Annotated in this window: 17 protein-coding genes; all 17 read right to left on the reverse strand. The window is 59.1% G+C overall.

Annotation, left to right across the window (positions count from 1 at the left end; genetic code table 11):
• Window positions 1–7 precede the first annotated feature (7 nt).
• The 17 genes from LOC68_RS01800 to LOC68_RS01880 all read right to left on the reverse strand — a co-directional run bounded on the left by LOC68_RS01800 (window position 8) and on the right by LOC68_RS01880 (window position 26,119).
• Window positions 8–1,468 carry an MFS transporter gene (locus LOC68_RS01800; RefSeq protein WP_230214960.1) on the reverse strand — a complete coding sequence of 487 codons (1,461 nt, stop codon included), beginning with the start codon at window positions 1,466–1,468 and terminating at the stop codon, window positions 8–10.
• Window positions 1,440–2,561: a mandelate racemase/muconate lactonizing enzyme family protein gene (locus LOC68_RS01805; RefSeq protein ID WP_230214962.1), complete on the reverse strand. Its 1,122-nt coding sequence runs from the start codon at window positions 2,559–2,561 to the stop codon at window positions 1,440–1,442. The genes LOC68_RS01800 and LOC68_RS01805 overlap by 29 nt, the downstream gene beginning before the upstream one ends.
• A 40-nt stretch (window positions 2,562–2,601) precedes the next feature.
• Window positions 2,602–3,645 carry a succinylglutamate desuccinylase/aspartoacylase domain-containing protein gene (locus tag LOC68_RS01810; protein ID WP_230214964.1) on the reverse strand — a complete coding sequence of 348 codons (1,044 nt, stop codon included), beginning with the start codon at window positions 3,643–3,645 and terminating at the stop codon, window positions 2,602–2,604.
• Between the two features lie 25 nt (window positions 3,646–3,670).
• Entirely contained in the window at window positions 3,671–5,092 is a 1,422-nt protein-coding gene (locus tag LOC68_RS01815; RefSeq protein ID WP_230214966.1) for a DUF1501 domain-containing protein, read from the reverse strand.
• Between the two features lie 5 nt (window positions 5,093–5,097).
• Window positions 5,098–8,514, reverse strand: a complete 3,417-nt coding sequence (locus tag LOC68_RS01820; protein WP_230214968.1) for a PSD1 and planctomycete cytochrome C domain-containing protein — start codon at window positions 8,512–8,514, stop codon at window positions 5,098–5,100.
• Window positions 8,515–8,958: a hypothetical protein gene (locus LOC68_RS01825; protein WP_230214969.1), complete on the reverse strand. Its 444-nt coding sequence runs from the start codon at window positions 8,956–8,958 to the stop codon at window positions 8,515–8,517.
• A 158-nt stretch (window positions 8,959–9,116) separates the two neighbouring features.
• Entirely contained in the window at window positions 9,117–10,064 is a 948-nt protein-coding gene (locus LOC68_RS01830; RefSeq protein ID WP_230214970.1) for a DUF1559 domain-containing protein, read from the reverse strand.
• A gap of 391 nt (window positions 10,065–10,455) precedes the next feature.
• On the reverse strand, window positions 10,456–11,073 hold the full coding sequence (locus tag LOC68_RS01835) for a GntR family transcriptional regulator (RefSeq protein WP_230214971.1): 618 nt from the start codon (window positions 11,071–11,073) through the stop codon (window positions 10,456–10,458).
• Between the two features lie 483 nt (window positions 11,074–11,556).
• A complete protein-coding gene (locus tag LOC68_RS01840; protein WP_230214981.1) occupies window positions 11,557–14,295 on the reverse strand; it encodes a TlpA family protein disulfide reductase in 2,739 nt (912 codons plus the stop codon).
• A 6-nt stretch (window positions 14,296–14,301) separates the two neighbouring features.
• A complete protein-coding gene (locus LOC68_RS01845) occupies window positions 14,302–15,345 on the reverse strand; it encodes a squalene--hopene cyclase (RefSeq protein WP_230214983.1) in 1,044 nt (347 codons plus the stop codon).
• A gap of 26 nt (window positions 15,346–15,371) precedes the next feature.
• A complete protein-coding gene (locus LOC68_RS01850; RefSeq protein ID WP_230214984.1) occupies window positions 15,372–16,154 on the reverse strand; it encodes a hypothetical protein in 783 nt (260 codons plus the stop codon).
• Complete coding sequence (locus LOC68_RS01855) at window positions 16,151–16,993, reverse strand: hypothetical protein (protein ID WP_230214986.1); 843 nt, start codon at window positions 16,991–16,993, stop codon at window positions 16,151–16,153. The genes LOC68_RS01850 and LOC68_RS01855 overlap by 4 nt, the downstream gene beginning before the upstream one ends.
• A complete protein-coding gene (locus LOC68_RS01860) occupies window positions 16,990–17,727 on the reverse strand; it encodes a hypothetical protein (protein ID WP_230214988.1) in 738 nt (245 codons plus the stop codon). Before LOC68_RS01860 ends, LOC68_RS01855 begins: the two co-directional genes overlap by 4 nt.
• Window positions 17,724–20,972 (reverse strand): hypothetical protein, encoded by a 3,249-nt coding sequence (locus LOC68_RS01865; protein ID WP_230214990.1) that lies wholly within the window; start codon window positions 20,970–20,972, stop codon window positions 17,724–17,726. The genes LOC68_RS01860 and LOC68_RS01865 overlap by 4 nt, the downstream gene beginning before the upstream one ends.
• 64 nt (window positions 20,973–21,036) lie before the next feature.
• Complete coding sequence (locus tag LOC68_RS01870) at window positions 21,037–23,235, reverse strand: hypothetical protein (RefSeq protein ID WP_230214993.1); 2,199 nt, start codon at window positions 23,233–23,235, stop codon at window positions 21,037–21,039.
• Complete coding sequence (locus tag LOC68_RS01875) at window positions 23,232–25,211, reverse strand: BatA domain-containing protein (protein WP_230214997.1); 1,980 nt, start codon at window positions 25,209–25,211, stop codon at window positions 23,232–23,234. The genes LOC68_RS01870 and LOC68_RS01875 overlap by 4 nt, the downstream gene beginning before the upstream one ends.
• Window positions 25,208–26,119 (reverse strand): DUF58 domain-containing protein, encoded by a 912-nt coding sequence (locus tag LOC68_RS01880; RefSeq protein ID WP_230214998.1) that lies wholly within the window; start codon window positions 26,117–26,119, stop codon window positions 25,208–25,210. Before LOC68_RS01880 ends, LOC68_RS01875 begins: the two co-directional genes overlap by 4 nt.
• Between the last annotated feature and the right edge of the window lie 19 nt (window positions 26,120–26,138).

A 26,138-nucleotide genomic window follows, 5' to 3' on the forward strand; every position in this document is an offset into this window, starting at 1 on the left:
CGGCAGCTTAGTCGGTGAGAGGAGTCGTTGGCGCGTCGTCAGCTGGATGTTCGACAGTAACGAACATCCAGCAAACGGCCGCTATCAGAAAAACGAAGATATTGATCAAAAACAAGTGGTCGTAGCCTTCCAGGATCGCCCCTTGTCGCTGTGCCGGAGACAAGAGCTCGACGGAGGTATTCACGGCTGCGGCGCTCGCCGCAAGCGAGTTCTGAATGAGGGTCCCGGTCAGCCAGCCGGCGAAGGCGGCGCCAAACGTGCCGACCATGTTCATGGTGGCCGCAGCGACTCCCGCGTTTTTCCGACCGATATCCTGGCAACTGGCCCACGCCGAGCCGACGGTTAGATCGATACAGAAGGCCGAGAGCGCTACCAGCAAGCAGAAGAGATGAATGCTGAAGCTCCAATAGGCGCCAACCCAGAACAAACTGCAGAGCAGCATCGCGACGACCCCCAGGCGCTGTCGCGCTTCGGCCCGCGTCGCGGTCCGTCTGGCGAAGCGGGAGACGAGAAATCCGCCCGAGAAGCAACCGACTGCGCCCAGCCATAGGGGAGCGCCGCAGTAGATGGCCCCGAGCAAATCTCCTTTTTCCACCTGAAAACGTTCCAGCAGATAGGCGGGCAGGTAGGTGATGTTAAAGATCCAGACGAAGGTGACCAGCGCGTACATCAGGCTTAGCGCATGCAAGCTGCGATTAGTCAGCAGCAGCGACCAGACGATCTTATGCGACTGGGGCGTCTCTTCTTTACCTTCCTGAATTAGCGCGAGTTCCCCTTCGCTGACCTGGGAATGTTCGGCCGGCGAATTGCGAAACCAGAGAGCGAAGCCGACGCACCAGGCGAACCCAAGCGCGCCGAACAGAAAGAACGCGCCGCGCCATTGGAGAAGCGGCGTCGGGAACAAGGCGTTTCCGACCAGAACCGCCCAGATCAACGGCGTTACGCCTCCCATCAACCGCCCGGTCATCCAGACGGCGCCTTGGGCAAACTCCCATTCGCGTTTTGGAAACCAGTCGTGGATGGCGCGCGTGATGTTCGGGTAAGCGCCTGCTTCGCCTGCTCCGAACAAGAAGCGGAGGACAATCAGCGTTCCGAGTCCGCCGAAACTGATCGCGCCCCACTGGAGTCCGATCGTGCCGGTGAGAATCGTACACGCCGACCACCAGATTACGATCCGAATCAAGAGGAGTCGCGGCCCTAACCGATCGCCGGCCCAACCGGACGGGATCTCGAACAGCGCATACGCCAGCGCGAATGCGGTAAACGCCCACTTCATCTGGGCGACGTCCGAAAGCCCGATTGCTTGGGCGATCTCCGGCGCGGCGGCGCCGAAACAGACCCGATCAAGGTAGGTAACCATCGAGAGCACGCACAACAGCAGCAGGATCCAGTTCCGAATCCTCGTCACATGCCCATTTTTCTGATTGTCCTGGCGGACTTCAGTGCGATTCGCAGACGCGGTGAGCATTGACGAAATCCTCGTTCAGCGTGATTCCCAGTCCTGGCCCATCCGGCGGACTGATCCAACCGTCAATTGCCTGAATCTTCTCATGCGTCAGTTCGTGTCGCAGCGGAGAATCCTCGACGCAGTCTTCAAATAAGAATGCGTCGCGACAGGTCGTCAACCAATGCAAGCTGGCCGCGGCGGTGACCGGGCTGGTGTAGCAGTGATTGCAAAGTCGGGCGCCGATTTCTTCCACACGTTGGCGAATGTAGGCCGATTCGGTGAAACCGTTGCGCGACAAGTCGACCTGGTAGACGTCCAGGCAGCGGCCATCGATCAAGGGGCGAAACGCTTGGCGTCCGCACTCTTCTTCGCCGCCGGCAATCGGGACCGGCGAGCGATCGCGGAGCCAGCGATACCCTTCGTAGTCGTCGGGATGGAGCGGCTCTTCGAGCCAGCCGATCTTGAAGTCTTGAAATGCATGAGCTCGCTGCAACGCGGTCCGGGCGTCCCAGACGCAACCGGCGTCAATCAGCAACGTCCCGTCGGAGCCGAGTCCTTCGCGAGCGCCGCGCACCAGATCGACGTCAACCGCTTCCGATTGTCCCATCGGTTCCCAGCCGAACTTGACGGCGCGATAGCCTGCTTCCCGCCAACGGCGTCCGATCGCGGCGGTGGCGTTGCCGTCTTTGCCGAACAAGATCGAAGCGTAGGCTTGGATCCGATCGTGCTGTTTGCCACCGAGCAAACGATGAATCGGCTGGCCGAAGCACTTCCCCTTCAGGTCCCACAGCGCCATGTCGATCGCCGCCATGGCGGTGATCGTGACGCTACGTCGGCCGCAATACATCGTGCGGCGATACATCTTTTGCCACAAGCGTTCGGTTTCCAGCGGGTTCTCGCCGACCAGCAGGTCGCGGAGACCGGTCGCAATGTTGTGGCTGAAGGGGGCGTCGATGACCGCTTTCACCATTTCGGGCGACGAGTCGGCTTCGCCGATCCCTTCCAAACCGTTATCGGTACGAACTCGAATCAGCACCGAGTCCTGGCTGCTCGCCGTTTTCGCCTCGATTTGAGGGATTCGCAATATCTGACAAATGATCTGAGTGATTTTCACAGGTGGGCTCAATGCGGAAGGGACTAAAAAACTGGGATGTTTACGGCGTAACGCGACCGACGACGACAATGTGTTGGCCGCGCGGAACTGGCGCCGCCCAGGCTTGCGCCAAGATGACGCCATCAACTTGGGCCCGTACTTCCCAAGCGGGCATGTCGATATGGTCGAAGTCGTGCAGCAAGCCGACGACATCGCCTTGCTTGACCGCGGCGCCGCAATCGATCAGCGGCTCGAAGTGCCCGTCAAACGGCGCCACGCAATAGCAGGCGCGATCGACCGTTTCCAACTTTTGTTGCGTTCCGGCCTGATGGTGGCCGATTGGCTCGATCGTGCCGAGCAATTGTTCATGATGAATCGCCGCCGCCAACACGCCATGTCGGGCGTAGCGGACGCCTTCCAGGTTCACGGCTCGGCCCCAGCCAAGTTCGGTGCCGACCGTGATCTTGCCCAGCCGCTCCGCCTCGCTCGGCAGCAGCCCCGGGGTCGCGTTTTGGTAGACCATCAAACTGGGCGTGCCGAACCAGCGGGCGGTCTCCTCGATCGTCTTGGAGAGAACCGGGTCGTCGACAGGATGAAAACTGGCGCACAAGGAGAAGCGGGCGACGTCGCCGCCGCTGTGCAAATCGATGACGACATGCACGCGCGGCCAAATGTATTGCCGGACAAACGCGGCGATGCGATGGGTGATTCCGGAAAGAGCCGGGGTCGTTCCGGCGCCGTCGACAAACGCCCGGTTCAGGTTAACGCCGTCGTCGAGCGAACTCTCCCGCGTTCCTGCGCGAAAAGCAGGGGGATTGAGAACTGGAATGAAGATGATCCGACCGACCACGTTCTCGATTTTGATCTCCTGCATCAGCTTCTTGAGTGCGACCGGTCCTTCGTATTCGTTGCCATGATTGGCCCCGAAGGCGACCAGTCCACGATCGGCGACCGCCTCTTGGCCGACCCAGACGGTAAGCGGCAGCAAATGGTCTCCCCAGATGCTGTCATGTTCCAGCGCGACCCAATAGTCGCGTCGTCCCGGAGAGTCGAGGTCGAGTTCGGCAGGGCGAACGATGCGACGTTGAACGTTCGTTTCAGACATAGCTGAGTGGTTTCTATATTCGAGACTAGGAGAGGATGTCGTTCATCACGTGACCGTGAACGTCGGTCAGCCGGAAGTCACGACCAGCGTAGCGATAGGTCAGGCGCGTATGGTCGAATCCGAGCAAATGCAAGATCGTCGCATGGAGGTCATGCACGCTGGTCGGTCGCTCGACCGCTTTGAATCCGAATTCGTCGGTGGCGCCATAGGCCGTTCCGCCGCGCACGCCGCCGCCAGCCATCCAGACCGAAAAGCCGTAATGATTGTGGTCTCGGCCCAGGGTGGAAGCGCCGCTCCCATTCAGTTCGACGGTCGGCGTTCGCCCGAACTCGCCGCCCCACAGGATCAGCGTGTCTTCAAAGATGCCGCGGCGTTTCAAGTCGGTCATCAGGGCTGCGATCGGCTGGTCGATTTCGCCCGACAGCTTGCGGTGGCTTGGCTCCAGGTTGGCATGATGATCCCACGCATTGCCGGCGTCATGCCACAGTTGCACGTACCGAACCCCGCGCTCCAATAGGCGCCGTGCGATCAACGTCTGGCGCCCATGAACCCCTTCGCCATAGAGCTGACGCGTTTCCTGCGTCTCCTGGTTGATGTCGAACGCATCGGCCGCTTCCATTTGCATCCGGAACGCCAGCTCAAACGAATGAATTCGCGATTCCAGCCGGGGATCATGCCGCTGATTCTGGTGCTCGGAGTTCAATTCGTTCAGCAGCGCCAATTGCCGACTTTGGATTTCGGTCGTCGCATGGGGACTGCGAATGTCTTCGATCAGCTTGTCGAGTTTCTCGTGCTTCGTGTTGATGTAGGTTCCCTGCAAGCTGCCTGGCAAAAAGCCAGACTGCCAGTTGGCGGTTCCGCTGACCGGAAGGCCGTTGGGGCACATCGCGATGAAGCCCGGCAGATTTTGGTTTTCGGTCCCCAGACCATACAACGTCCACGAACCGACGCTGGGCCGCGGCAGGACCGAGTCGCCGCAGTTCATCAACATTAAGGAGGGCTCGTGATTCGGCACTTGGGCGTACATCGATCGGACGACGGCGATGTCGTCCGCATGTTCGGCCGTCTTGGCGAACAGTTCGCTCACTTCCAGTCCGCTTTCGCCGTACTTCTTGAACTTGAAGGGGGAGGGCATGCAAGCGCCGGTCTTCCGTTCGGTGGCCAACGACATCGGAGGCGCTTGCCCGGCGTACTTTTGCAGCATCGGCTTGGGGTCGAACGTGTCGACATGCGACGGACCACCGTTCAGGAAGAAATGGACGACCCGTTTCACTTTGCCGGGAAAATGCGGCTTCTTTGCGGCCAGGGGCGAGTTCAGCTCTAAGGGGCTTGCGAGCGCTTCGTTAGGCGTGCCGAGCAAGGAGGATAGCCCGAGCATTCCCAACCCGATTCCAGATCGCTGCAACATGGTGCGGCGATTGATCGCGTTTAAATGGTTTGACGGCATGACGGCTAATCCACAAACAGGAATTCGTTGGAGAGGAGTAAGACTTGAGCGAGTTGCTCCCACGCATCGAGCTCGCGATCGCTTCCGCCGGTAAAGTTGCGATTCGCGTCCCATTCCGGAAGCGGCGAATCGGCGGCGGCAGATTGCGACAGCGCGGTCACCTTGGGAGACCAAAGATGCTGATCGCTATTGAGGACTTCGAGAATGTCGACGACGAAGTCGAGCGATTCCCCCTGCTTCAACTCGACGCTCGAGAGGTTGATCTCACGCGTTGCGTTGTGAACGTGCTCTTTACGCAAAACTTCGCCGCGACTGGTGAGGACCCAGCAGCGAATCCCATCGGCGACCGGCTCTTCATGGACCACCGTCGAGCGCACCGCGTAGATGCCATCGGCTGGAGCAGTCCAGCGACGCACGATGGCATGTTGCAGATCGTTTCCGGGATGTCCTCCTTCGGCGGTGATTTGGGCCCAGCCTGTTTGGACGTCTGGCCAGGATGATCCACCTTGCCAGGCGTCGCCGGTGAAGTAGGGAAGGGGAGTGAAGTTGGAAAGCGTGCCGGTTACAGGATCAATTTGGCCATACCCGTACGACCAGGCGTCGGCCAGCGGCACAGCTTCCGAATCCTGCTGCCGCAGATGCGACGTTTCGACAAATCGAAGCGCGGCGGTACGCTCGCCCTGACTCGGCGACCGTTGCAGGATCTGGCGAAAGAGGGAATCGACCGCTTGCGCCGGCTCGGCCTCTTTTTCGTCCACGCTTGCCGCCAGCACACGAGCCCGGTCGGCGAGGAACGTATGGTTCAGGCCGAACAAAGCCTGCTGCGGTACCGTCGTTTCCGAACGCTGCGGCGTATGCAAGTCCGGATTGGCGAAGTCGAACGTTTGCAGGATCGTTGGGAGGGACTCGCGGTCGATGCGGGTGTAGATCGTGCGCCGCGCCCCTTTATCGCTTACGTCAAACAGCGGATCTCCCTGGCCGCCGGCGCGGCGATTCAATTGGTCGGCGACCGCCAGACTCGCGTCACGGAACTGTTCAAAGCTCAGTCGACGCGGATTCATCCGCCAGAGCAGGCGATTCTCGGGATCGGTCTGATTGGCTTGGACAAAAGCGGCAGGACTCTCCGGACCGTCCGATCGCTGTTGGTAGGCGGACGAGAGCATGATCTCGCGATGGAGTCGTTTGGTGCTCCAACCATTGTCGATAAGGGTACGAGCGAGCCAATCGAGCAGGTCAGGATGGGTCGGCGGATCGGCTCGCGTGCCGAAGTCGCTCGGCGTACGGACGATTCCCTGACCAAAGTGATGCATCCAGATGCGATTCGCCCAGACGCGCGCCGTCAGGGGATTGTCGCTCGATGCGATCGCATCGGCTAACTCGCGGCGTCCGCTTCCTTCGGCAAACGGCTGCCGATCTTCGCCGGAGAGGATCTCGAGGAAGCGGAGCGGAACCTCGTCGCCGGGATTGTTCACGTTTCCGCGGCGCAAGATTCTGGGTTGCACAATCGTCGGCTTGTCGACCAACTGAACGGCGTGCGGGATCACGTCGGCGTTGGCGATAATCCATTGATCAAACGCGGTTTGCAGCTTCCACATCTCGATGCAGGCGCTGGTATCGACGTCGAATTCGATGTTGATAAAGTCGAGATCCGCAATCAGGCAAGGGGAGTCAGCGGCGTACATGACCTTACGCAATTGTTCCAGGTCCATATCGCTAAGCGATTGGGGGGCTGCGTTTCCGGCGTCGGTCGCCGACTTCACCTGTTCGTCCCAAGTGCGGCAGACTTCGGAGAACAGCTCTGCGTACCGCGCGATCATTTCCTGCCGCGAACCAGGCGCCGTTTGAAATGCCTTGGCGACGTGCGGGTTGATCGGCGTTTCTGATTCTCGCAGTTTGTTGAGCGTTTCTTGCGCCTGCGGGGCGAACGTTTCGTCGGGCAGCTTCGCTAACGCGCGCCAGACGACGAAGACGGGATCATCCGCTTGCGTCGCTTCGTTCAGGTAACGTTGCCAACGCCACACCGTCGACGGGAGCAAATCCTCCTTGGATAGGATCTGGCTGAACGCTTGTTGCGGGTACTTTTCGAGTTCGAATTGGGCGGTTAGATAGTCGCCAATCCGACTGCGGGTCAACTTCGCGAATTCGTCTCGCGTCGCCTGCAGTCCACTCTGCAGTGCTTGGCGGCGTTTTTCCAACTCCGCCTGCGCCTCTGGGTTCTTCGACGTGGTGAAGATTGGCACGGTCGATTCGGCCGAATTCTGGAAGACGCCGTAGAGCGAATAATAATCGGCGGTCGGAATTGGATCGAACTTGTGGTCGTGACAGCGGGCGCACCCGACCGTCAGCCCCAACAGACCGCGTGTGACGACGTCGATCCGGTCGTCGATAATATCGGGTTCAACTCCCAGAAAACGTCGCCCCAGCGTCAGGTAACCCATCGCAGCGGCCGACTTGGGATCGTGAGGCGCTACCTGGTCGGCGGCCAATTGCAGCCGCACGAACTGGTCGTAGGGCATATCTTGGTTGAAGGCCTGGATTACCCAGTCGCGATAGTGGGCCGAGTGAACGAAGTTGCGTTCTTCGCGACCATACACGTAGCCTTTGGTGTCGGAGTAGCGCGCGACATCAAGCCAATGACGCGCCCAATGTTCGCCATAAGCAGGCGACGCGAGCAAACGTTCGATCAGCCGCTCATAGGAATCGGGACTTGGATCGGCCACGAACGCGTCGACTTCTTCCTGCGTTGGCGGCAGTCCGGTCAGATCGAACGTCGCACGACGAATCAACGAGCGACGGTCCGCTGGCGGAGACGGCGCGAGATCATGTTCCTGAAGCCGCTGAAGGATAAACCGATCAACGTCTGTCTGCGGCCATTGCGTGTCCTTCAACTCCGGCGGCGTCGGAGAAGAAATCGGCTGGAAGGCCCAATGGTTGCGCCGCGCGGCGTCGTCTAAATCGGGCACGTCGGACTCAGGCCAGGCGGCGCCTGAGGCGATCCAATTGCGGAGCAAGGTGATTTCGGCCGGCGAAAGTTTCTTTCCGCTCGACTCCGGAGGCATTTGCTCAAGCTCGTCAGTCGACTCGATGCGACTGATGAGAAGGCTGTCGGCCGGCTTGCCTGGAACAATGACCGGTCCGCTATCGCCCCCTTCCAGCGCAAAGCGGCGGGCGTCGAGCCGCAAGCTGGCCCATTGCGTTTTCGCTCCATGGCAGTTGAAGCATTTTTCGGCCAACAGGGGACGAATCTGCTTCTCGAACTGTTCGATCGCTTCGGCGCTCGGCTCGGTTGAAGTCTGCGCGGCAGCCTCTTCCGAGACGGTTGCGTTTGACGCAAGCAGGGCAAATGCCAGGATGCGAATTAGTTTTGCGGCGGGAGACATAATGCGATGGTAGGAGACGATTGTGACGCTTTCAATCAACATTTACTTGCGGGCGCGGTTCGACGTCTTTTTCGTCGAATCGAACGACACCGAAAGGGGCTCGTTTGCGTCGGCGCCGATTTCCAACTCTTGTTCTGGGAATTCGACATACCGAATTTCATCGATGATCTGACCTGGGGGGGAGGGAGGAGGCGCTTCCATCTGGCGCCCCGTTTTCACCGCTCCGCTCACCTGGACGATCACCTTGCCCGGCGACAACTGTTGCGAGGCGTTGATCTTGAATTTTCCATCCGTGATCGTCGTTCCGCGACTTGGTCCGACTCCATCGGCCGGTATAAAGACGATGCTGCCGCTATCTAATGGCTGGCCGTTGTAGGTGACCTCGCCTAGCAGCGGTATGCCGCCGCGCCCACAACCGACCGCAACTAGGATGGCTGCGGCGCAGATCCATTTCCCACGCAAGGCGGAACAAAGCAAGTTCGCCATTCGTTTCATCCGTATCTGGTTAAGGAAAGTTGCTTCAGGACGAACTGCCGCTTGCAGTCGCCACTTTGGAAAGCGCTCCCCAGCCGGGAGACGCCGTCTGTTTGAATCTTCGACGCGTTCGCTGGTTTCTCGTTCAAACCGAAGCGAGGCGATGGAAACTAAAAGCCCGTGAATAGGACTTCGCCGTTGATCGCCTGAGGCGTTCCCAGCGACCGCCAGACGTTAAGTTCGATCGTCTCGCCGACAAAGTGAACGCTGCCGTCTCCCGCGAGGAGATTCACCCCGCCTGGATGGTTGCTTCGAGCCGTGGTACGCAGCTGCCGATCCCAATAGCCGTTGAATACGCCGACGCATGGAGCGAACGTGGTGGAGACGCAATGGCCATTGCGGGTCTGATCGGGCGTCGAATCACCTGGCGTGTAGTTGTGATGGTAGTAGGCGCCCTCCGAGTAGTTGGAGCCGCGTTGATCGCCGGTCGTTCCAGCGGCGGGAACATTGATGATTTCCGTCATCATCGCGGTGTTTGTGGTTCCGTCGGTCAGATCGGCCAGGCGCAACTTGCTATCGCAGAACATCACCCCTTTTTCGGCGCGTGGACGAATATTCGCGTGGCTGGCGTCACCTTCGCGTCCAGGACCAATCCCATTATTGGCGACATAGCTGCGATGCGCGGCAAAGTTCAGCCAGTTGTCGACCGGCGTGTCGGACGGACAGAGATAGGCTTCCAACTTGGCGCCGGTCACCAATTCGTTGGCCGCATTTCCGCCCCCGAACCCGGCTTTGAAGTTGGCCGAATCATACAATGCTTTCTGCTCGATAAACGGCAGCAGGTAGATCGCCCAGATCGATTCGTCGGCGGCGGTATTGGAGACCACGCCGACATTTCCCGGGGGCAATACGCCGTAAGTATCGTGATGCATGTGACACGCCAGGCCGATTTGCTTCAGCTTATTGGTGCAATCCATTCGTCGCGCCGCTTCGCGAGCTTGCTGCACCGCCGGCAATAACAAGGCGATCAAGACGCCGATAATCGCGATCACGACCAGTAGTTCGACCAGCGTGAACCCCTGGCGATGACGGGAATGGACGAAGTTGAACGAACTCATGACAGACTCCAAGGAAGGGACGGGATTAGGAGTGCAAAAAAAGGAGAGAACGGCGCTATCGCTGAAATAGGGCTTACGGCAACATTTCGCTCGTCGTTTGCTCTATTCAATAAACTTCGCCAGATGTTCAGCTCCAAATTGTCAACAATCTATTCTGGATTGTCAACAATTTATTTCCCAAGCATTTAATGCAAGCGGCGTGCCAACTTTGCGCCCAAACCTTCTTTGCAAAGCAAAGTACCCTTGGAACCAACTAAGGCCACATGAAGGGTGGATAATCTCGCCTTTAGTGAGAAGGAACTGGTGCCATTCACTGCGCAATGCCTGGGAGGCGAGCGAGTTGCCGAAGGCAATGCTGAGAAAATGGGCGGGCTAATCGTCCCGATAGCGACTACTCGATCTTCTCGCTCAACAACTCGAGAGCCGCTTGCAGGTCGCCCGCATGGATGCAGTCGACGATCGCCCGATGCTCGTCATAGATGACCATCGGGTCGGGGCAGCGGCGCTGCGTGCGGCGAAAATGAGAGCGGATGCGATAGACCATCGCTTCCCAGATTACCAGCAGATCGGGTTGGCCGGCCCGCTCCATCAGCGAGCGATGAAATGCAATGTCGGTCTCGGCGATCGCCGCATAGTCGCGGGCCGCACATGCCGCTTTCATGCGTTCCAGCAACTCTTCCCAGCGCTGAAAGTCTTCTTCATCGAGCTCGTCGAAGATCAGTTCCAGGGCGTAGCCTTCCAACATGCGTCGGATCGGCACGATCAAGTCGCGAATTGGCTTCGGCGGTTCGGCCGCCACCACGACGCCTCGATTGGGCCGCGTGACGAGCAGCCCTTGATGCGTCAGTTTCTGAAACGCTTCACGAATCGCGTTTCGTCCCTGATTAAATCGCTTCGAGACGTCCATCTCCGTTAATCTGGCCCCCTCGGGTAGCTGGCCAGAAAGGATTTCTTCGCGCAATTGCTCGACAATTTCCGTGGTGCGGTGCGATTTTTTGCTGTCCACCATGTCGAGATTCGCCATTGATCGAGATTACTTTTTGCCGCAGTTCGCAAATTGTCGACAATCTTGTCTTCCTTTCAAATGTGCACGCTCGATGAGGGTATGTCAATCGCTGATCGTCGCCTCGTAAAGAAGGACGATACGCGTTTTTTTCCTTGCCAAAAGCGGCGCAGGCCAGGCGAAGCGCGATGCGGTAAACGCTCTTCCATTTGTGAAAGCGTCGGCGCCGCGGGACATCATTTCGATCGAGGAAGCGCGGGCAGGAACGGCGTAACAGTGCAGTTTGCGCACGCGACGAGCACAAACGCTTCGCTGCCGTCTTAACCACTACAAAAACGCCACTGAAGGACGACGAAACCGAAGGGCGCAGGTTCGCATCCTGCCATCCGCACATGTTAAAGCCGCGAGTCTCTTTCGACTGGCGTTTTTTTGTGCGCCGTGGGGTTTCTTCGCCGCTTCTGGCGACGGCTGCCCCCGGAATCGCGACGATTATTGGGGGGCGGACGACTGGGGAGCAGGGTCCGGCTTCGCTTCGGATGCGGGCGTTTCCTCGGGTGAGCCGAGTCCTTTTTTGATCGCATCGCGGAGTTGCGCGGCGAGCTGGGGACCACCGCCGACAAATAGATTCGCCACTTTCCCTTCGCGATCGATGACCACGGTTTGGGGAATCGCGGTTACCTGGTACTTCTCGGCGGTAGCGCCGTCGATATCGAGCACGACCGTGGGAGAAACCTTGATCCGCTCCAAGAGGGCCCGGATCGCCTGACGGTCTTCCTGCATGTTGACCCCGATTAGTATCACATCCGCTTCGTCGAACTCTTGGACCACGCCGTCGATTTGCGGCATCGCTTGGATGCAGGGGCCGCACCAAGTCGCCCAGAAATCAAGGACCACAACCCGACCCAATTGCTGGCTCAGGGTGAACTTTTCCTCGCCGTCCAAAAGATCGAGCGTAAAGTCGGGGGCTGGCGCGCCGACTAAGGAAGAGCCGCCTCCGCTCGGCGATTCGCTTTCCTGCGCGAAGAGGGGATCCTGGGCGTCCTTCAGTTTCCAGACGTCAGCCAGTTCGGCGGCCGCTTGACCGATTCGATTTCCGAGGAGCAACTGATTGACGTCGCTCAGTTTCACATGGCACGCGCCAAGGGAGACGCAGCGTCCTTGGATGACCCCTTCGGCAACGCCTTCCGGCATGAAGGTCAAGCGGAAACCGTCTTGATAGACGGCCTGCACAAGCGGCGATTGGGAAGATCCCTCCGGCGTTTCCCCCTCGGTCGATTGATCGTCCAACTTTTCCTCGACGAGCCAGACGATCCGGCGAACGAGGTTGCGGTCGATCTTCCTTTCCTCGAGCCGGACTTCCAACGTGATCGACTCTTCGTTCATGTTGATCAATCGCCCGCGGAGAAAATCGCCGTTGACCGATTCGATCATATGCGTCGGCGGATCATCCCGTTGACGGCGGGGGAGAGTGAGGAGTCGATCCCGTTTGTCGTCGTGCAACTCGTTCAATTTGGTGGCGGCCGAGGTGTGCCATGATTGGATCAGACTGCGGCGAATACGCTGTACGTCGACCAGATCGCTGGCGAAAGTGACGTGCGTCTCATCAATCGACTTCAGTCGGCAGACGAAACTGTCGCCGGTTTGCAGCGTGAGCGCTTCGCCGCTGGTTTCGCTAGAGACGTTCCTGCTGTTGGAAGGATAGAAGCCAAAAGCGCGGCGAAACTGATCGGTGGCGGTCAATCCGCCGGCGACCGGACGTATTCCTCGCGTCGCCTGAAGATCGCCGAGCGTCGCCGTGCGAAAGCGAATTCGGGCGGAGAGATCGGGGTAAAGTTCGGCGACGTTTGAGCTTCCCCGTGGGCGCCAATAGAGGCGGTTGGGATCGCCGCCTGCGGGAGTGTCGACGAGTTCGCCGTGGGAGCGGACCCCTTCGGCATCGAGGAGCGGAACAGCCGTGTCGAGCCCGGGCATGGGGTCTTCGGAGAGGCCGACGAGCGAGTCGATCTGGTCGATCGGAACGCTGAGGGGCGCCCCAATCTTGTCGACCTGCAACTGTAGCGCGCGATCACGCACCGCGCGGACGTCGCCGCTGACGCGATCTCCATTCCGCAGATTCAAACGTAGGGAAGAGGTCGCAACCTTCGCCGCCGCCGGAAAGGTGATCACCGCGACGTCGTTCCAGGGAAACGCTCTGGTCGCGTCGTCAGAAGAGGTGAGTTCTAGCTGTTGCGTTTCGGCATTGAAGTGAAGCTCGTTGGCGGAATGGGCGTCTCCCTTCTGGAGATGAACCAGAACACCATCTCGAGGCGAATCGTTCGGCAGAATGCCGTTCCAAATTCGGATTACCAACTGCTCGCAGCGCAGCCGGCCAGCGAAGTTTTTGACGATCAGGGGCGCTTCGCCGACCTCACCGCTCGACGGCACTTGGACGGAACCGAGGAGCTTCCCGGCGACGTTGCAAACGGCGACCTTGCCCTGGGGAATATCAACAAAAATATGGAATGCAAGCCGTGAGTCGCCCTGGCGAACCTTTTGCAAGGAAGCGATATCGGCCGCTTCGGCCGTTTCGCGGACAAGCGTCAGATCGTCGCCGAACGTTTCAACAGAGAATAGGTCGCCCACCGCCAGGAGGAGACTGGCGTTTTTGGCGGCGACAAGAGAAACTTCCAGACAGAATCGGGGTGGCAGCGGAAACGTTTGTTCGATGTCGGCGACCCCTTCGACTGCAAGCTGACCGCCGTCAACTTGCCAGGGATCGCTTTCGGGCGAAACTTTCCAATTGACTAGTCCCGACGGCCCCGAATAAATCATCGCGCGCCCTTCCTGGCAACGCATGAGACGTAAGACGCGATCGAGGGGTACGCTGACTTCGTCGAATAAGGTCGTCTTCAGGGTGATCTTTTCGGGCGTCAAATCGAGGACATCGCCATAGAAGATGTCGCCGTCGACAAGTTCCAGGCAGTGCGAAGCTTGCTGCTGCGACGGCTGCCCGCCGCGACAATAGAGGGCGTTGATACGCGCAACAGGAAAGTCAAGCGGCTGATCGCTCAGCGGCGATCGCCAGCGCAACGAATTGGGTTGGTCGCCGTCGACGAGCTCTCCATGAAAGAAGTCTTGATTCTTGAGATGGAGATGGGACGACGTGAGCGTCCCATCATCGCTCGCAGCGAGCGTCGGACCAGCGACGGTCACGGCGACAAGAACCAAGATCCAGCGAAGCGAACTCATAACAAGTTACCGTTCGTAGATAGGCAGAAATCGGTAATTCAGCGCGAGCGCCAAGAGCGACATCGAAGTCGCCACCGGCGTTCCGAAGCTGCCGTCGAAGCTTCCATTTTCCCGCTGCTCGGCCTTGAGCTTGCGGATCAGCAGTTTGTTCCACTTGTCCCAGGTCTCAGCGTCCCCTTGAAAAAGGGCCTGGGCCTGATAGTAAAGCGTGTATTCCTTGTAGTGACCGCCGCTGGCGTCCAAATGTTGCGTCAAATACGTTTTGGCTGCGGCGTATTGGGTCAGGTCGTGACGACGCCCGACGGCGAAAACGAGCGTGGCGATCGATATGCGAGCGAGCGACTCGTTGAGACCGCCGATGCCTCCTGCGTAGGCGACCTGTCCGCTGTCGGCGGTCATCGATTTGAAATAGCTAATTGCGCGATCGATCGATTCGTCCGGCACCTCAATGCCCGCGTTACGAGCCGCCAGCAAACCGACTAAAATGGATCCGGACACGGAGGTGTCGGCGTCCGAAGCCTCGGGAGAATACCGCCAGGCGCCAAGCGGGTTCTTCTTTTGCGAGGTGATCGCCAGTCGCACCGCAAGTTCGAGCGCCTCGCCGATCGAGCGTTTGGCGTCAGCGTCGCCGGCCTGCCAGAGATTCCGATCATCGACCGCTCCGTAAGCTTCCGCCAGGGCGAGCATCCCAAATCCGTGATGATACATGCTCGGCCCCATATAGCCGGTGTTCGCATCCTGAGACTGGATGATCTTACGCAAGCCTTTGCGGATTTGATTACTGTAAATCCCAAAATTGGGATCTTCGCCGGACGCCAAAAAGGCGACGACGCAGAGACCGTCGACGCCGGGACCCTGTTGACCGCCGCTCCAACCCCCATCCTCTTCCTGCGATTCGGCAAGATAACGCAGGCCGCGATCATACATCTCGCGCACGTCGCGGGGAACGGTTTCTCCGAAGCGGAGTTCGGGCGATTGGCCGACGCACGGCGCCGCCGCTACGAACAGCAGCAGTGCGAGAGCGCCAGTTTGAATTGGATTGCGATACATCAACGGCATTTCCACGCAACGGTCGTCTATGGCAAGAGGTTTTGAGCGCGTAAGGTTGGCTCCATTTGGGCGTATTGAGCGCCAAAGCGTCTTAGCGCGTCGACTTGCGCCCCATCGAATTCGGACTTCAGGTCTTCCGCCGATAGCTGACCCAGCCGGTAAAACGTATAGAGCTGCATGTAGACGATGCGCGATTGCGAGCGCCGAGGAGGGATGTCGAGCATCTTCACCAACGCGTCGCGTTGTTTGCTGGTCATCGGAATCGACTGCTGCAGAATGGCGATTTGCGCTTTGACGCAGGCCAGATATTGGCGATGCCAGCGGTCGGAGAGATAGTTTTCGTACTTTTCTTGATCCTCGGATGAAATGGTCGACCGCATCACCTTGTCAAACAGCGAGTTTTCGTTGAAGAGGCCCGCCTGAATCTGTTGGGAGAAAGGTTGAATCTTCTGGTAAGGCTCCTGGATTTTGTTCGGTTCGAAGGACTGACCGACCAGCGTCTTACGAAGCGCTTCGACCTGGCGATGGAAGCGGGCGATGTCGCCGGATCCCGCCAGCCGCAACCGGGATCGCTGCTCGTCAGAAAGTTCAATCTGGTTTGCGAGCTGGTTGACTTTCAACGTGAGTTGCGATTCCAAATAGGTTTCCGGTCGTTCGGACTGTCCAGTGCCGCTCAAAATCCAGGAGTTGAACTGCTGTTCGGTCAAGAGAATCTGGTTGGGGACGCGGCCAACTTGAGCGAATGACGTCGACCCGCCGCCCAGAACTAGCGTAACGGCGGTGAACGCGATAATGACGCTGTTTCTCACTGGGCGGCTCCTTTCTCGAATTCGGGATCGCTGAGGTCGAATTCATTCTGGAATAGATTGGCGTCGAATCCGATCTGGTGCGAGAAGTTCACCTTTTGAGTGTTGTTCCAAATCTGGCGTTGACCGACCTCTAAAAAGGGGACGATCGCGTCGTCGGGAATCGGCGGGAAATAGCTCCCGTAGTTGACGAGCTTGACCGGAGTCGGCGCCCAGCTGTCCGACCAATGCCGTTTCATGCCGGCGGCGATTTGCTCGGACTGACGCGAAGTCAGCCTAAGCTTCTCCTCCAGCGGAAACATTAGAAGATCAATCACGGTTTGCTGTTCAAACTCTTTCCGCGCCGCGATCTCTTCCTCATAGCGCTGGCGCTGCGGACCGTCCAAGAGCTTGCCGAATTCCCCTTGGAGAGAAACGAGCAACGACGCGCGCAGCTTTTCCACGTTTCGCACCGCCGGCCTCGGCTGCAGCGCCTGAACCTTGGCGCCGTTAGCGATGGCGAATCCAATTTGCCGTAGTTCGTCTGCGTTGGCGAGCGGGGTTGGCGGATTGGCGGAGGATTCGCTCAGGATCTGACGGGCGCATTTTTGCGCCGATACCATTTGCTCTTCCGACAAGTCGACGGCTCGCTTCAGGAAAGAGAGTTCGTGACTAGCCGTTGGAAGTAGCGCCAGACGAACCGCCGCCGCCTGTTGCCGATTCTCGGCGTCCAGCGGCGCCCCTTCCACAGGAACGGCTTGCACCAAATTTTGCGCCTGCAAAACGCCGCCGTTGATGAGCAGCGAAACGAGCGGCGGCAAAAGAAACAAGCATTTCCACAGCTTTCGTTTTCCCGGCGTCATTCTTCCCCCAAGTCGATGTCGTCAATGACGATGGCGCCGCCAAATGGACGAGCCGCCGAAAACGAAACCTGACGCATTCCTTGAAAGATCAGTTGTTGCTTCTTGTCGAGATGAGGAACGACCGCCTGACCGGGTACCGTGGGTATATAGTGATCATAGTTGTTCAAAACCTGGAGTTGCTGCTCCCAATCGGCCTTCCAGTATTCCTTTAGTCCAGTCGTTACTTCTTCGCGCTGCGCTGCACTCAGACCGAGCCGATTCTCCAAGACCACGACAAGGTGTTCCACCACCGCATCGCGCGCGAAATCGCTCTGACGTTGCAGCTCTTCTTCGTAACGATTCTTCTGCTCGGCGTTTAGCAGCGGCAGCAACCGCTGGCGGATCGCATGTTCCAGGGAGTCGCGGCTGAGCGGCTGTTGGCGAGCCCGTCCCGCAAGGACCATCATGCCGCCGTTTTCGACCCCCACGTTGCGAGCTACCGCGCGGCCAGGGGCGAATTCATGTTTGTCAATTTGATCATTCATCGCCTCTTTTCCCGCTTGGATGGCCTGCTCCAATTCGGCGGGAGAAAGTTGGCAGATTCGCTGCAAATTCGAGAGCTCTACCTGGAGGACCGGAAGGTAGGTTTTCCGCATCTGCGCCTTTTCCGCCGCGACCAGATCTTCCTTTTCGTCCGCCTGGACGGCGGATACAAGCGACAGCAGGCAAAGCGTTAACAGCAGGCAGGTTTTCATCGCTGAGCTCCCGACTTTTCAATCTGCTCGAAGTATTGATCGAGCCCGTAACGGAATTCTTCGGGGAGCGCTGCGTCGGTCGTACCGACGTTTTGGGTGACGGCCGGCGCCGTCTTCACTTCATCCTTATTCAGACCGGCGCCCAACAGCGCCAGGGCCGCATCTTGCGTATCGCCGGAGCCGCCGCCGCCGGGGCTGTCCCCACCGCCTCCGCCGCCGTTGGGATTGATCCGCTTCGATTGCAGCAGCAGTTCGATCGCTTCGGTCTCGGCGGCGATCGCTGTGGCGCCGGTCTCTGGTTTGCCCAGGATCGACGAGGCGTCTTTCATGACCGTGGCGACTTGTCCGAGCAGCTTGATTTCTTTGCCAAACTCGGCCGCCGCGTCGGGAAGTTCGAGAATTCGATCGACGACTTTGTGCACGCGAGTTTCGAGCGTTTCCTGCGAATCGGCGAGTCGAGTCGCTTCCTTCGAGAAGTCGTCCCCGCTGGCGCCTGGGCGAGCTTGTTCGGCGACGCGGGTTTCTTCACGGAGATTGACTTCTCCTTCAAGAATCTGCAAAACCTCGAGCACGATCGACGGAGGCAGGCTCCCTTTCGATCGTCCGCCGGGGCACGAACCGCTGCAAGCCGGATCGACCAGGTTTTCGGCCCATCGATCGAGCGTATCGGACCAGAACTCGCACTGGGCCAGCGAGATGCCCGGTTCGGACTTTAGTTCTTCCGCCAAGCGGCGCAGGCTGCTCAGCACATCTTCGTTCCGCATTTCGTCCAGCACCAGTTTGAACTTGGCGACGCGGCGACGTTCGAAGTAGGCTTGCATGTCATCCATAATTAACGAGACGGTCGAGCTGCTCGTATCGATTTGCTCGGAGAGGAAACCCATCGCCTCGGCGTCGTCGTCCGGTTGATGCTTCTCGGCGACGCCAAACGTGTCGGGGACGTGATCCGAGATCCGATCGGCGATTTGATTATGCTTGCGAGATTCGGCCTTGAGACGCTTGATCAGCGTACTCCCTTCCAGGTTCGCCAGGATATCGTTCAATTCGTTCGCCACCTTTTCAAACTCGGCCAAGAGGTCCTTTTGTTCGGCGACCGCCTGTTCTACTGGAGGCGCATCGGCCGGCGCCTTGTTGGAGGGTTTGCCCATCACGGTGGTGGTTGGCAAACGCAGCGAAGGAGACGAAGGATTCTTTTTCTGCGGCTCTTGCGATTCGCTTTTGGCGATCGGCTGATCCGACGACTCCCTATCGGTGATCGTAGGAACGGCGGTCGGGGGAGCGCCTGGTTTCATCTCAACCGGCTTTCCGCCGCCGGAAGCGCGGTTTTGTCCGGCGCCCGGTTGCGGTTTCGTATTGGCCTGCGACGAAGCGGCCGGCTGCGCCCCTTGTTCCAGCAAGTTGGCGACCGACGGCATCCGGTTTTGGGAGATGTCGCCCAGAATTTTCAGCATCTCAGCCCAGCGCTCGATGTGGCCGACGCCAATTTCAGGATTGCGCGCCGCCTGACGAAGCAGATCTTCGCCATGCTGCGTCAGCCCCGTCAAATGTCGGCCATTCGACATTTCGGCGGCAGCTTGTTTTTCGATCTGACGCTGCGTCTCCGGCATGGCTAACTCTTCCGGCGACAGTTCACGGAGTCGCTTGTTCGTTTCGTAGAGTTGCATTTCGCGATCCCGAACTTCGAGCGACTGGCGATGCCAACGGGCCAATTGCTCGGTGACCCAGATTGCGTGTTGCTCGGCGTTAAGGATGTAAAGCAAGTAGGTGGCCGAGACGACTCGCTCGCGACCAGGCAAATAGTCGGTTACGTAAACTTGCAATTCGATCGGCTGCGGTTCGATGCCAAGCGAGGTGGCGGTAAACGCTCCTTGAACTTCCAGCAATTCCTTTTCCGGATCGCCGCTGGCGAGCAAGCGTTCTCCGGAGACCGGCGCCGAGATTTGCTGATCGCCATAGGAACGCCACTGCATGCCGACTTCTTTCACGCCAAAATCGTCACGAGCCGTCGTCGTAAACCGCAATTGTTCGGAATCGAGCACGACTTTCTTGTGCGGCAACCCTTCGCAGAGCAGCGTCGGCGCTTGATCGTCTTCAACCAGCAGCGATAGCGGGAATGGCTCTTTGCCTTGCAGTTTGTGCACATCCCGCCACTCAAAGGTCACGTTGCGGCTTTCGGCGAAGGCCAGCGGCGACGAGGAGAACGACTTCTCAGTGATGACCGCCGGGGCGCCTTGGATCGAAGCCGACTGAAGCTCACGCGTCGCGCTGGCGGTGAACTTGATTCGCGAATCGCGAACAACGGAGAGACTTCCGCCGCGAACGTCAATCTCCAGGGGATCGGTACGCTGCAAATAGGCTGGCAATTCGACCTGGGCGTGAACGCCGGTTAGTTCAGGGCGCAACATTGGTTGCATCTCGACCTGTTGCGACCAGTCGCCGGCATTGAAATGAAGCTGCCCAGGGGCGATTTGCGGCGGTAGTTCAAATTGATAGCTGTCGCCGTCTCGCTTGGCGGTAAACTGCTGCGAATTGAGATAAAGCTGCGCTTGATCGGGTCGCCAGGCAGCGTCCTCGGTCAATTGGAGAGCAACAGGAAACGGCTCGCCGTGCGGCACGATCATTTCGCTCGCCAAGGGATGCAGCGCCGCGAAGGTATAGCGGGGCGTGTTCCCCCAAGGCGCTGCAAATCTCGCCCAAGAGTTGCGCGCGGCGAGCGGAAATAGCAGGAAAAGGAGGGCGACGCAGCCCGTGGTAATCATCGCCAGCGAAATCGCCGTCGCGTTGCGGGAGTTGGGCATCGCGGTGCGGAAGTCGCGCTGCTTTGCGTCGGCTGCGACTTGTTCGATCGCCGCGTGGCAAAGTCGCAGCGAGCCGGTCTGCGACTCTTGGTTCTCAGCAAGTTCCAACACGCCCAGCAACTGATCGCCAACGCTCGGGATTTTGCGGCGAAGCAATTTCGTCAGTTGTTTCAGGCCGCGATAGCTCCAGACCCAGCGGTGAAGATAGTAGGGAACCGTCAGAATGGCGACAAACGCCGCCAAGGCGGTCAGCCCGCGTAGCCAGGACGGCGTATCCCACAGCCGATCAAGCGCGAATACGACCAGATACATCGCGGCCAGCCCGGCAATCGCGAAGCCGATCGCTTCCACCATTTTCACTTTCCAAACCAGTCGCCGAAACTGGTAGAGTTGGTCCGAAAGTGAGGAGGGGATTTCTAACCGAGACGTTGAGGGACCTTGGCTCATGGCTTCCTCGATCGGTAAATGGCGTTTGAAATGGTGGTGAGACTAGTAATCCTGACACTACGAATCATATCAATCCGGCGACTTTTCTCGCTATCCAAAAGCCGCAGAGGAGCAGTATCAAAATCGCGACCGTCAGCGGGTGACTCCAAATTTGCAGCCGCCGAACCGCCGGAGGGGGACTAGGAAGGGTCTGCAAATAATTGATCACGTCGTTAACTTGCGTGATTTGTAGTACTTTTCCGTTCGTTACGCGGGCAATTTCCTCCAGGACCTCGGGTCGAGCCGGCTCGCCGATCGGTTCGATGGAACTCCCTTGGACGAAGAACGATGCATCGAGGGTCGCATCAGTCTGCGGAGACGTAAGCGTTACTTTATGCATGCCCGGCTCCCGCGAAGTGAACTGGGCGGCGAAAGCTCCCCATTCGTCGCCGGTCGACGTGAAGCGTAGATTCTCGATGGCGCCGGAAGGAGCGATGATGGCGGCCGTCAGTTCGCCGTTGGTCAGCGGTTCGCCGGAATTGGTCATAACGTTCGCGTGGAGCATGGTCGTTTGCCCAAGCTGCGGTTGATCGGGGGAATAGTAGAGACGCATCGATTGCCCTTCGGCCATATTGCGCTGATAAGCCATCCAACGGACGACTTGCCCCCAAAAGCGATAGTGATATTTGTCTTCCACTCCTTTTCGCCACCGCCAGGCGCCGTCCGTTCCCATGAACAGAACTTTGCCGGAACCGTAGGTACGCGTCGCCAGCAATGGAATCCGGCCATAATTGTTGGACGCATCCTTGTGCACGCATAAGACGTTCGACCCCGCCTTCGCTCTTGTGACAGGAGCATACCACTGGAAGCCGGGAAGACCTTCCCACACTTCGATATTCTCTTCCGCCGTGTCGGCAAGTTTCGTCAGTAAGCTGGTGCGTCCCTCAGCCGTCAACGCAAAATGGTCCGCGACGCGCGATCCCCAGCCGCCAGGCTGCGCCGGATCCATAACGACGGGATAGAGTTTGCCAAGTTCGGTATCAAGCAGCGAAAGCTGCCGACCTTGCCAGCCAGGCAAGAAGACCAGGCCGCTGGCTTGCTTTTCAACCAGGCCCGCGATCAGACGACATTGTTCGGCGGTGAGTTGGCCATCGTCCAAGCCGACGTCGCCGAGAAAGATGACGTCATATTCCGAGAGCTCATCGCGCCCTTCCGGAAACGTCTTGATGTAGTCGCTATTGCCGCCGCCAACCTTGCTGAGCCCAGGATGAAACAGCAGACAGGAGACGTCTACGCCCGGATCACGAGAGAGGGCGTTCCGTAAATAGCGATACTCCCAACGAGGAGAGGATTCGACGATCAACACGCGCAGCTTTTCCTCGCGAATGGCGATGGGCGCCGAGAGGCTGTTGTTGTCGGCGATTAATTCCCCTTGCTGAACCGGAATCTCGACAGTGACGGTATAGTCTCCCAGATCGGTCGGCTGCCAAACGATCGCATCGGTCGTACGTCCCTGCGCCGCGACGCGAACCTCTTTCGTCACTTCTCCGCCGCTGGAATCCTTCAGGCGAATGGTGGCGAGAAACTCGCGTGGCAAGGAGCTTTCGATACTGAACGGGATCCGCACCGATTTGCCGGCGACGCCAAAAGTTGGCGCATCGAGACTCAGCAGTTGAACGTCTGGAAGCCGAGTGGAGCTGCCGACCGGAATCGTGATCACCGGGATCTTTTTCAAACGCAGCTGCGCCGACGCTTCGACTGGAGGCTCCCCTTCATTCCAGTCGCCATCGCTGACGAGCACGATTCCCAACAGATCTTGCGACTTCTCCGCCGCACCCACCAACGGCGCGTACAGGTCGGTCCCGTTAGACGATCCTGCGGCGCTGATGGGCTGGATCGACACGTCGATTCGCTCCTCCAGCGGCGCCCAGGCTGACTTGCTCAAGACGGGCGAGATCGCCTCGGCTCGCGTCTGTGCGGTGGGGGAGGATCCTTCCGAAGCGACGACGTCGGCCGTTTGCATGCTGCGAGAATCGTCCCACAGGACGACGACCGTCGGTCGTTCTTTCGGGCGAAATTCTTCAACATACTCCGGCTGATTCAGCAGAACGCCCGCCATCGCGAACAAGGCGAGACGGAAGAATTCGAGCGTCGCGATTGACCAGCGATAGCCGCTCCGCCGCCAGGCGAAATAACTGCAACCCGCCATCACCAGGAAGGCGGCGATCGCCAAAGCGAGCGTCCAGGGGGTCCAGAGAAAGGTAAGCTGAGCGGTCGTCGTCACTTCATCGCTCCCGCGGTCGTAGCGCGTTTGGGAATGCAAAGCAACGATTCGACGAAGAGTGCGATCATCATCATGATCAGAAAGACGCGCCAGATTTCGCGAGCCAAGGCGGACGAGTCGCCGGCGGCGTCGCTGACGCGATCAAACCGGAGTCCCTGAAACAGTCCGTCAATCCGCTCCAACGGAAGAACTTCACCTTGGTCTTCGGCTTCGGTCCGATTGACCGCCACGGTTCGATTTTCGACGGCGTAGACTCCAGCGACGTAGGGATATTCCGACGACAACGCGGATTGACCGCCGGCCAGCTCCCGCCATGCCAGGTTCGCCTCATCGGCCAGCTCTCCCGCCACGACGTTCTGCGCATCGCCACGTTCCGCCGCTCCCGCCGCCAGCGCTCGCTGGATCATGGCGTAAAGCACAACGCCGTCGCGGGCGAGGGAGGAATCGGTCGGTTCCACCGACGTCGCCAGGAACCAAACGCCGCCATGCGCGCTAGGGGCGCGGGCGAGCAGAATCGCTCCGTCATGTAGCCAGGCGAGACGCACCGCCTCACCCGAGAATTGACAGTAGCGGCGAATCTGCAACTGTCCGACAGGAAGCGCGGCGCCGCTTTGCGTGCGCGCCCACAAACCTTCATCGCTACGCCAGTTTTCGATCGCCAGCGGCGACGGCGTCTCTTGCCACTCGGTCCACGCGACGCCGCGATACGCATTGCGATCGGGAGATGAAGGAGGGAGGAATAAGACATGGCCGCCGGAGTCCACGAACGCATCGAGCAGCGCCGCGTCCTTCGCGTTCGGCAAATTGGCCTGCCAGACGACGAGCGCAATTTCGGCCCAGGTTAAAGAGGCGATCCGGGAAGCGGGAAGCGTTTCGACAAGATTGCTTTGACTGACGTCCGGCGAGAGCCCTGCCGATAAGATCAGCGGCCGAGAGGCGGTTCCGTCGTCGGTCACAATGACCGTTTTGCGAGGCATCGGCTTGGAAAAGACGAAGTAAAAGCTGTCGTCGGACGGATAGACGTCGGCTGGCAGCGAGACCGTCCCCCATCCCTGCTCGAGCGACTCATCAATCGGGATGGCGAAATCGCGCAGTTCGAGCCGCGGCCCGTCCCACTGGACGACATGCTCGGTCGTCGCCCCTTCGATGTCAAAGCGGATCGGAACTTCTTTCATCCCCGTTTCTTCGCTCGAGGTAAGATCGAGCGAAAGGAGAAGTTCCGTTGTGCCGTCAATCGTGCGACGGCGGACGTTCGTTACCCGAACTCCCAGGTTTCCCTGTTTGGATTCGGGATAGGCCAACAGATGGAAGCGAATGTCTTGTTTGAAGTCGAGAAATCCATTGCGCAGAGTGCGCCAATGTCCATCATCCGCGCCCCAGTCGTTGGAGCGGAGATCCGACAGGATCCAGATCTCCGTAGGGCCCGTTTTATTCGAGCTGATATAGTCGTGGGCGGCTTGCAGCAGCTGCGGCAAGTTCGCGCTGGCGCTGACCACGTTGCCGGCGATCGTTTCGGGCAGAACCTCAGGCGATTCGATCTCTTGCGGGGATAGCGTGGCGCTATCGATGAGGACCCACCGCTTCGAGTTGACGAGACCGAGCGTGCCTGCCAGTTGTTGGAGGCCGGTGTCGAGCTTGGACATGGCTGCGGCGGCGTTACGCTGCTGCATGCTGGCCGAGCGGTCAACGATGATAATGGTCGTGTCGCTTCCATTTCCGCCAGCCAACCCCAGCCACCCGCTGGCCAATGGGCGCCCAATGACGAATATCAGGGCCGCGATTGCCAGCGTGCGGCAGGCGAGAATCAACCAGCGGCGAATTCGCGAGTAGCCCTGCGACATGCGGTTGGCGTGCAGCAGGAACTGCATCGCGCCCCATTCGATCGTATGAAAACGACGCTGGTTAATCAGGTGAATCAGAATTGGGGCTGCGCAAATCGGCAGTGCGAACAGCAGTAGCGGTTGGAGAAAGCTCATCGTACGCCCCCCGCTTTGCTGCGACCGGCCAAAAACCGCATTAGAGCCGCATCGTACGATTCGTTGAGCAAGACGCGGTGATAGTCGACGCCGCTGGCGTCAACCGCGTGTTTCACCTCGGTCAGGTAAGCGTTCATGGCTCGATGGTAGCGATCGGCGATTTCGCTCGGTTCGGCGAAGATCGCCGGACCTCCTTCCGGATCAAGAAACCGCGTTGGGCGCTGAAACTTGAACTCGATCTCCTGCGGATCGAGCAAGTGAAATGCGGCCAGATCATGCTTGCGAAAGCGAAAATGCTCGAAGCATTGTCGCAATTCTTCCGGCGGGACGAAAAAGTCGGAAATGAGGATGATCAGGGCGCGCTGGCGAATCGTTTCCGCGAGTTCATGCAGCGACTCGATCAGTCGCGTCGGTCCGGTCGGCTTGGCGCGCTCTAGCAGGTCAAAGAGGAGTCGCAAATGCGCCGGATTGCGTTTCGCCGGAATCTCGGTGACGATCCCATCGGCGACGCAAGCCATGCCGGCGGCGTCTCCCTGTTGAATCGCCAGGTAACTGATTGCGGCGGCCAGTTTTTGGGCGTAGGCGAACTTGGTCGTTCCCGTGGAGCCGAATTTCATCGAACCGCTGGTGTCGACTACCAGACAGCAGCGGAGATTCGTATCGGCCTCAAACTCTTTGATGTAGTAGCGATCGGTTCGTCCATGCGCACGCCAATCGAGTCGGCGGAGATCGTCCCCAGGGACGTACTTCCGATACTCGGCGAATTCAACGCTCGTACCGCGGTGCGGACTGGTATGACGTCCCGAGACGTTGCCTTGCATCGGACGCCGCGCGAACAGCGGCATAGCGGCCAGACGCGCTAAGACGTTCGGCTCCAGGAAACTGCGCTGCGTCGGGTCAACCGCCATAGGTGAAAAGAGTGCCGGG

The sequence above is a fragment of the Blastopirellula sediminis genome (genome assembly GCF_020966755.1).
Classification (GTDB): domain Bacteria; phylum Planctomycetota; class Planctomycetia; order Pirellulales; family Pirellulaceae; genus Blastopirellula; species Blastopirellula sediminis.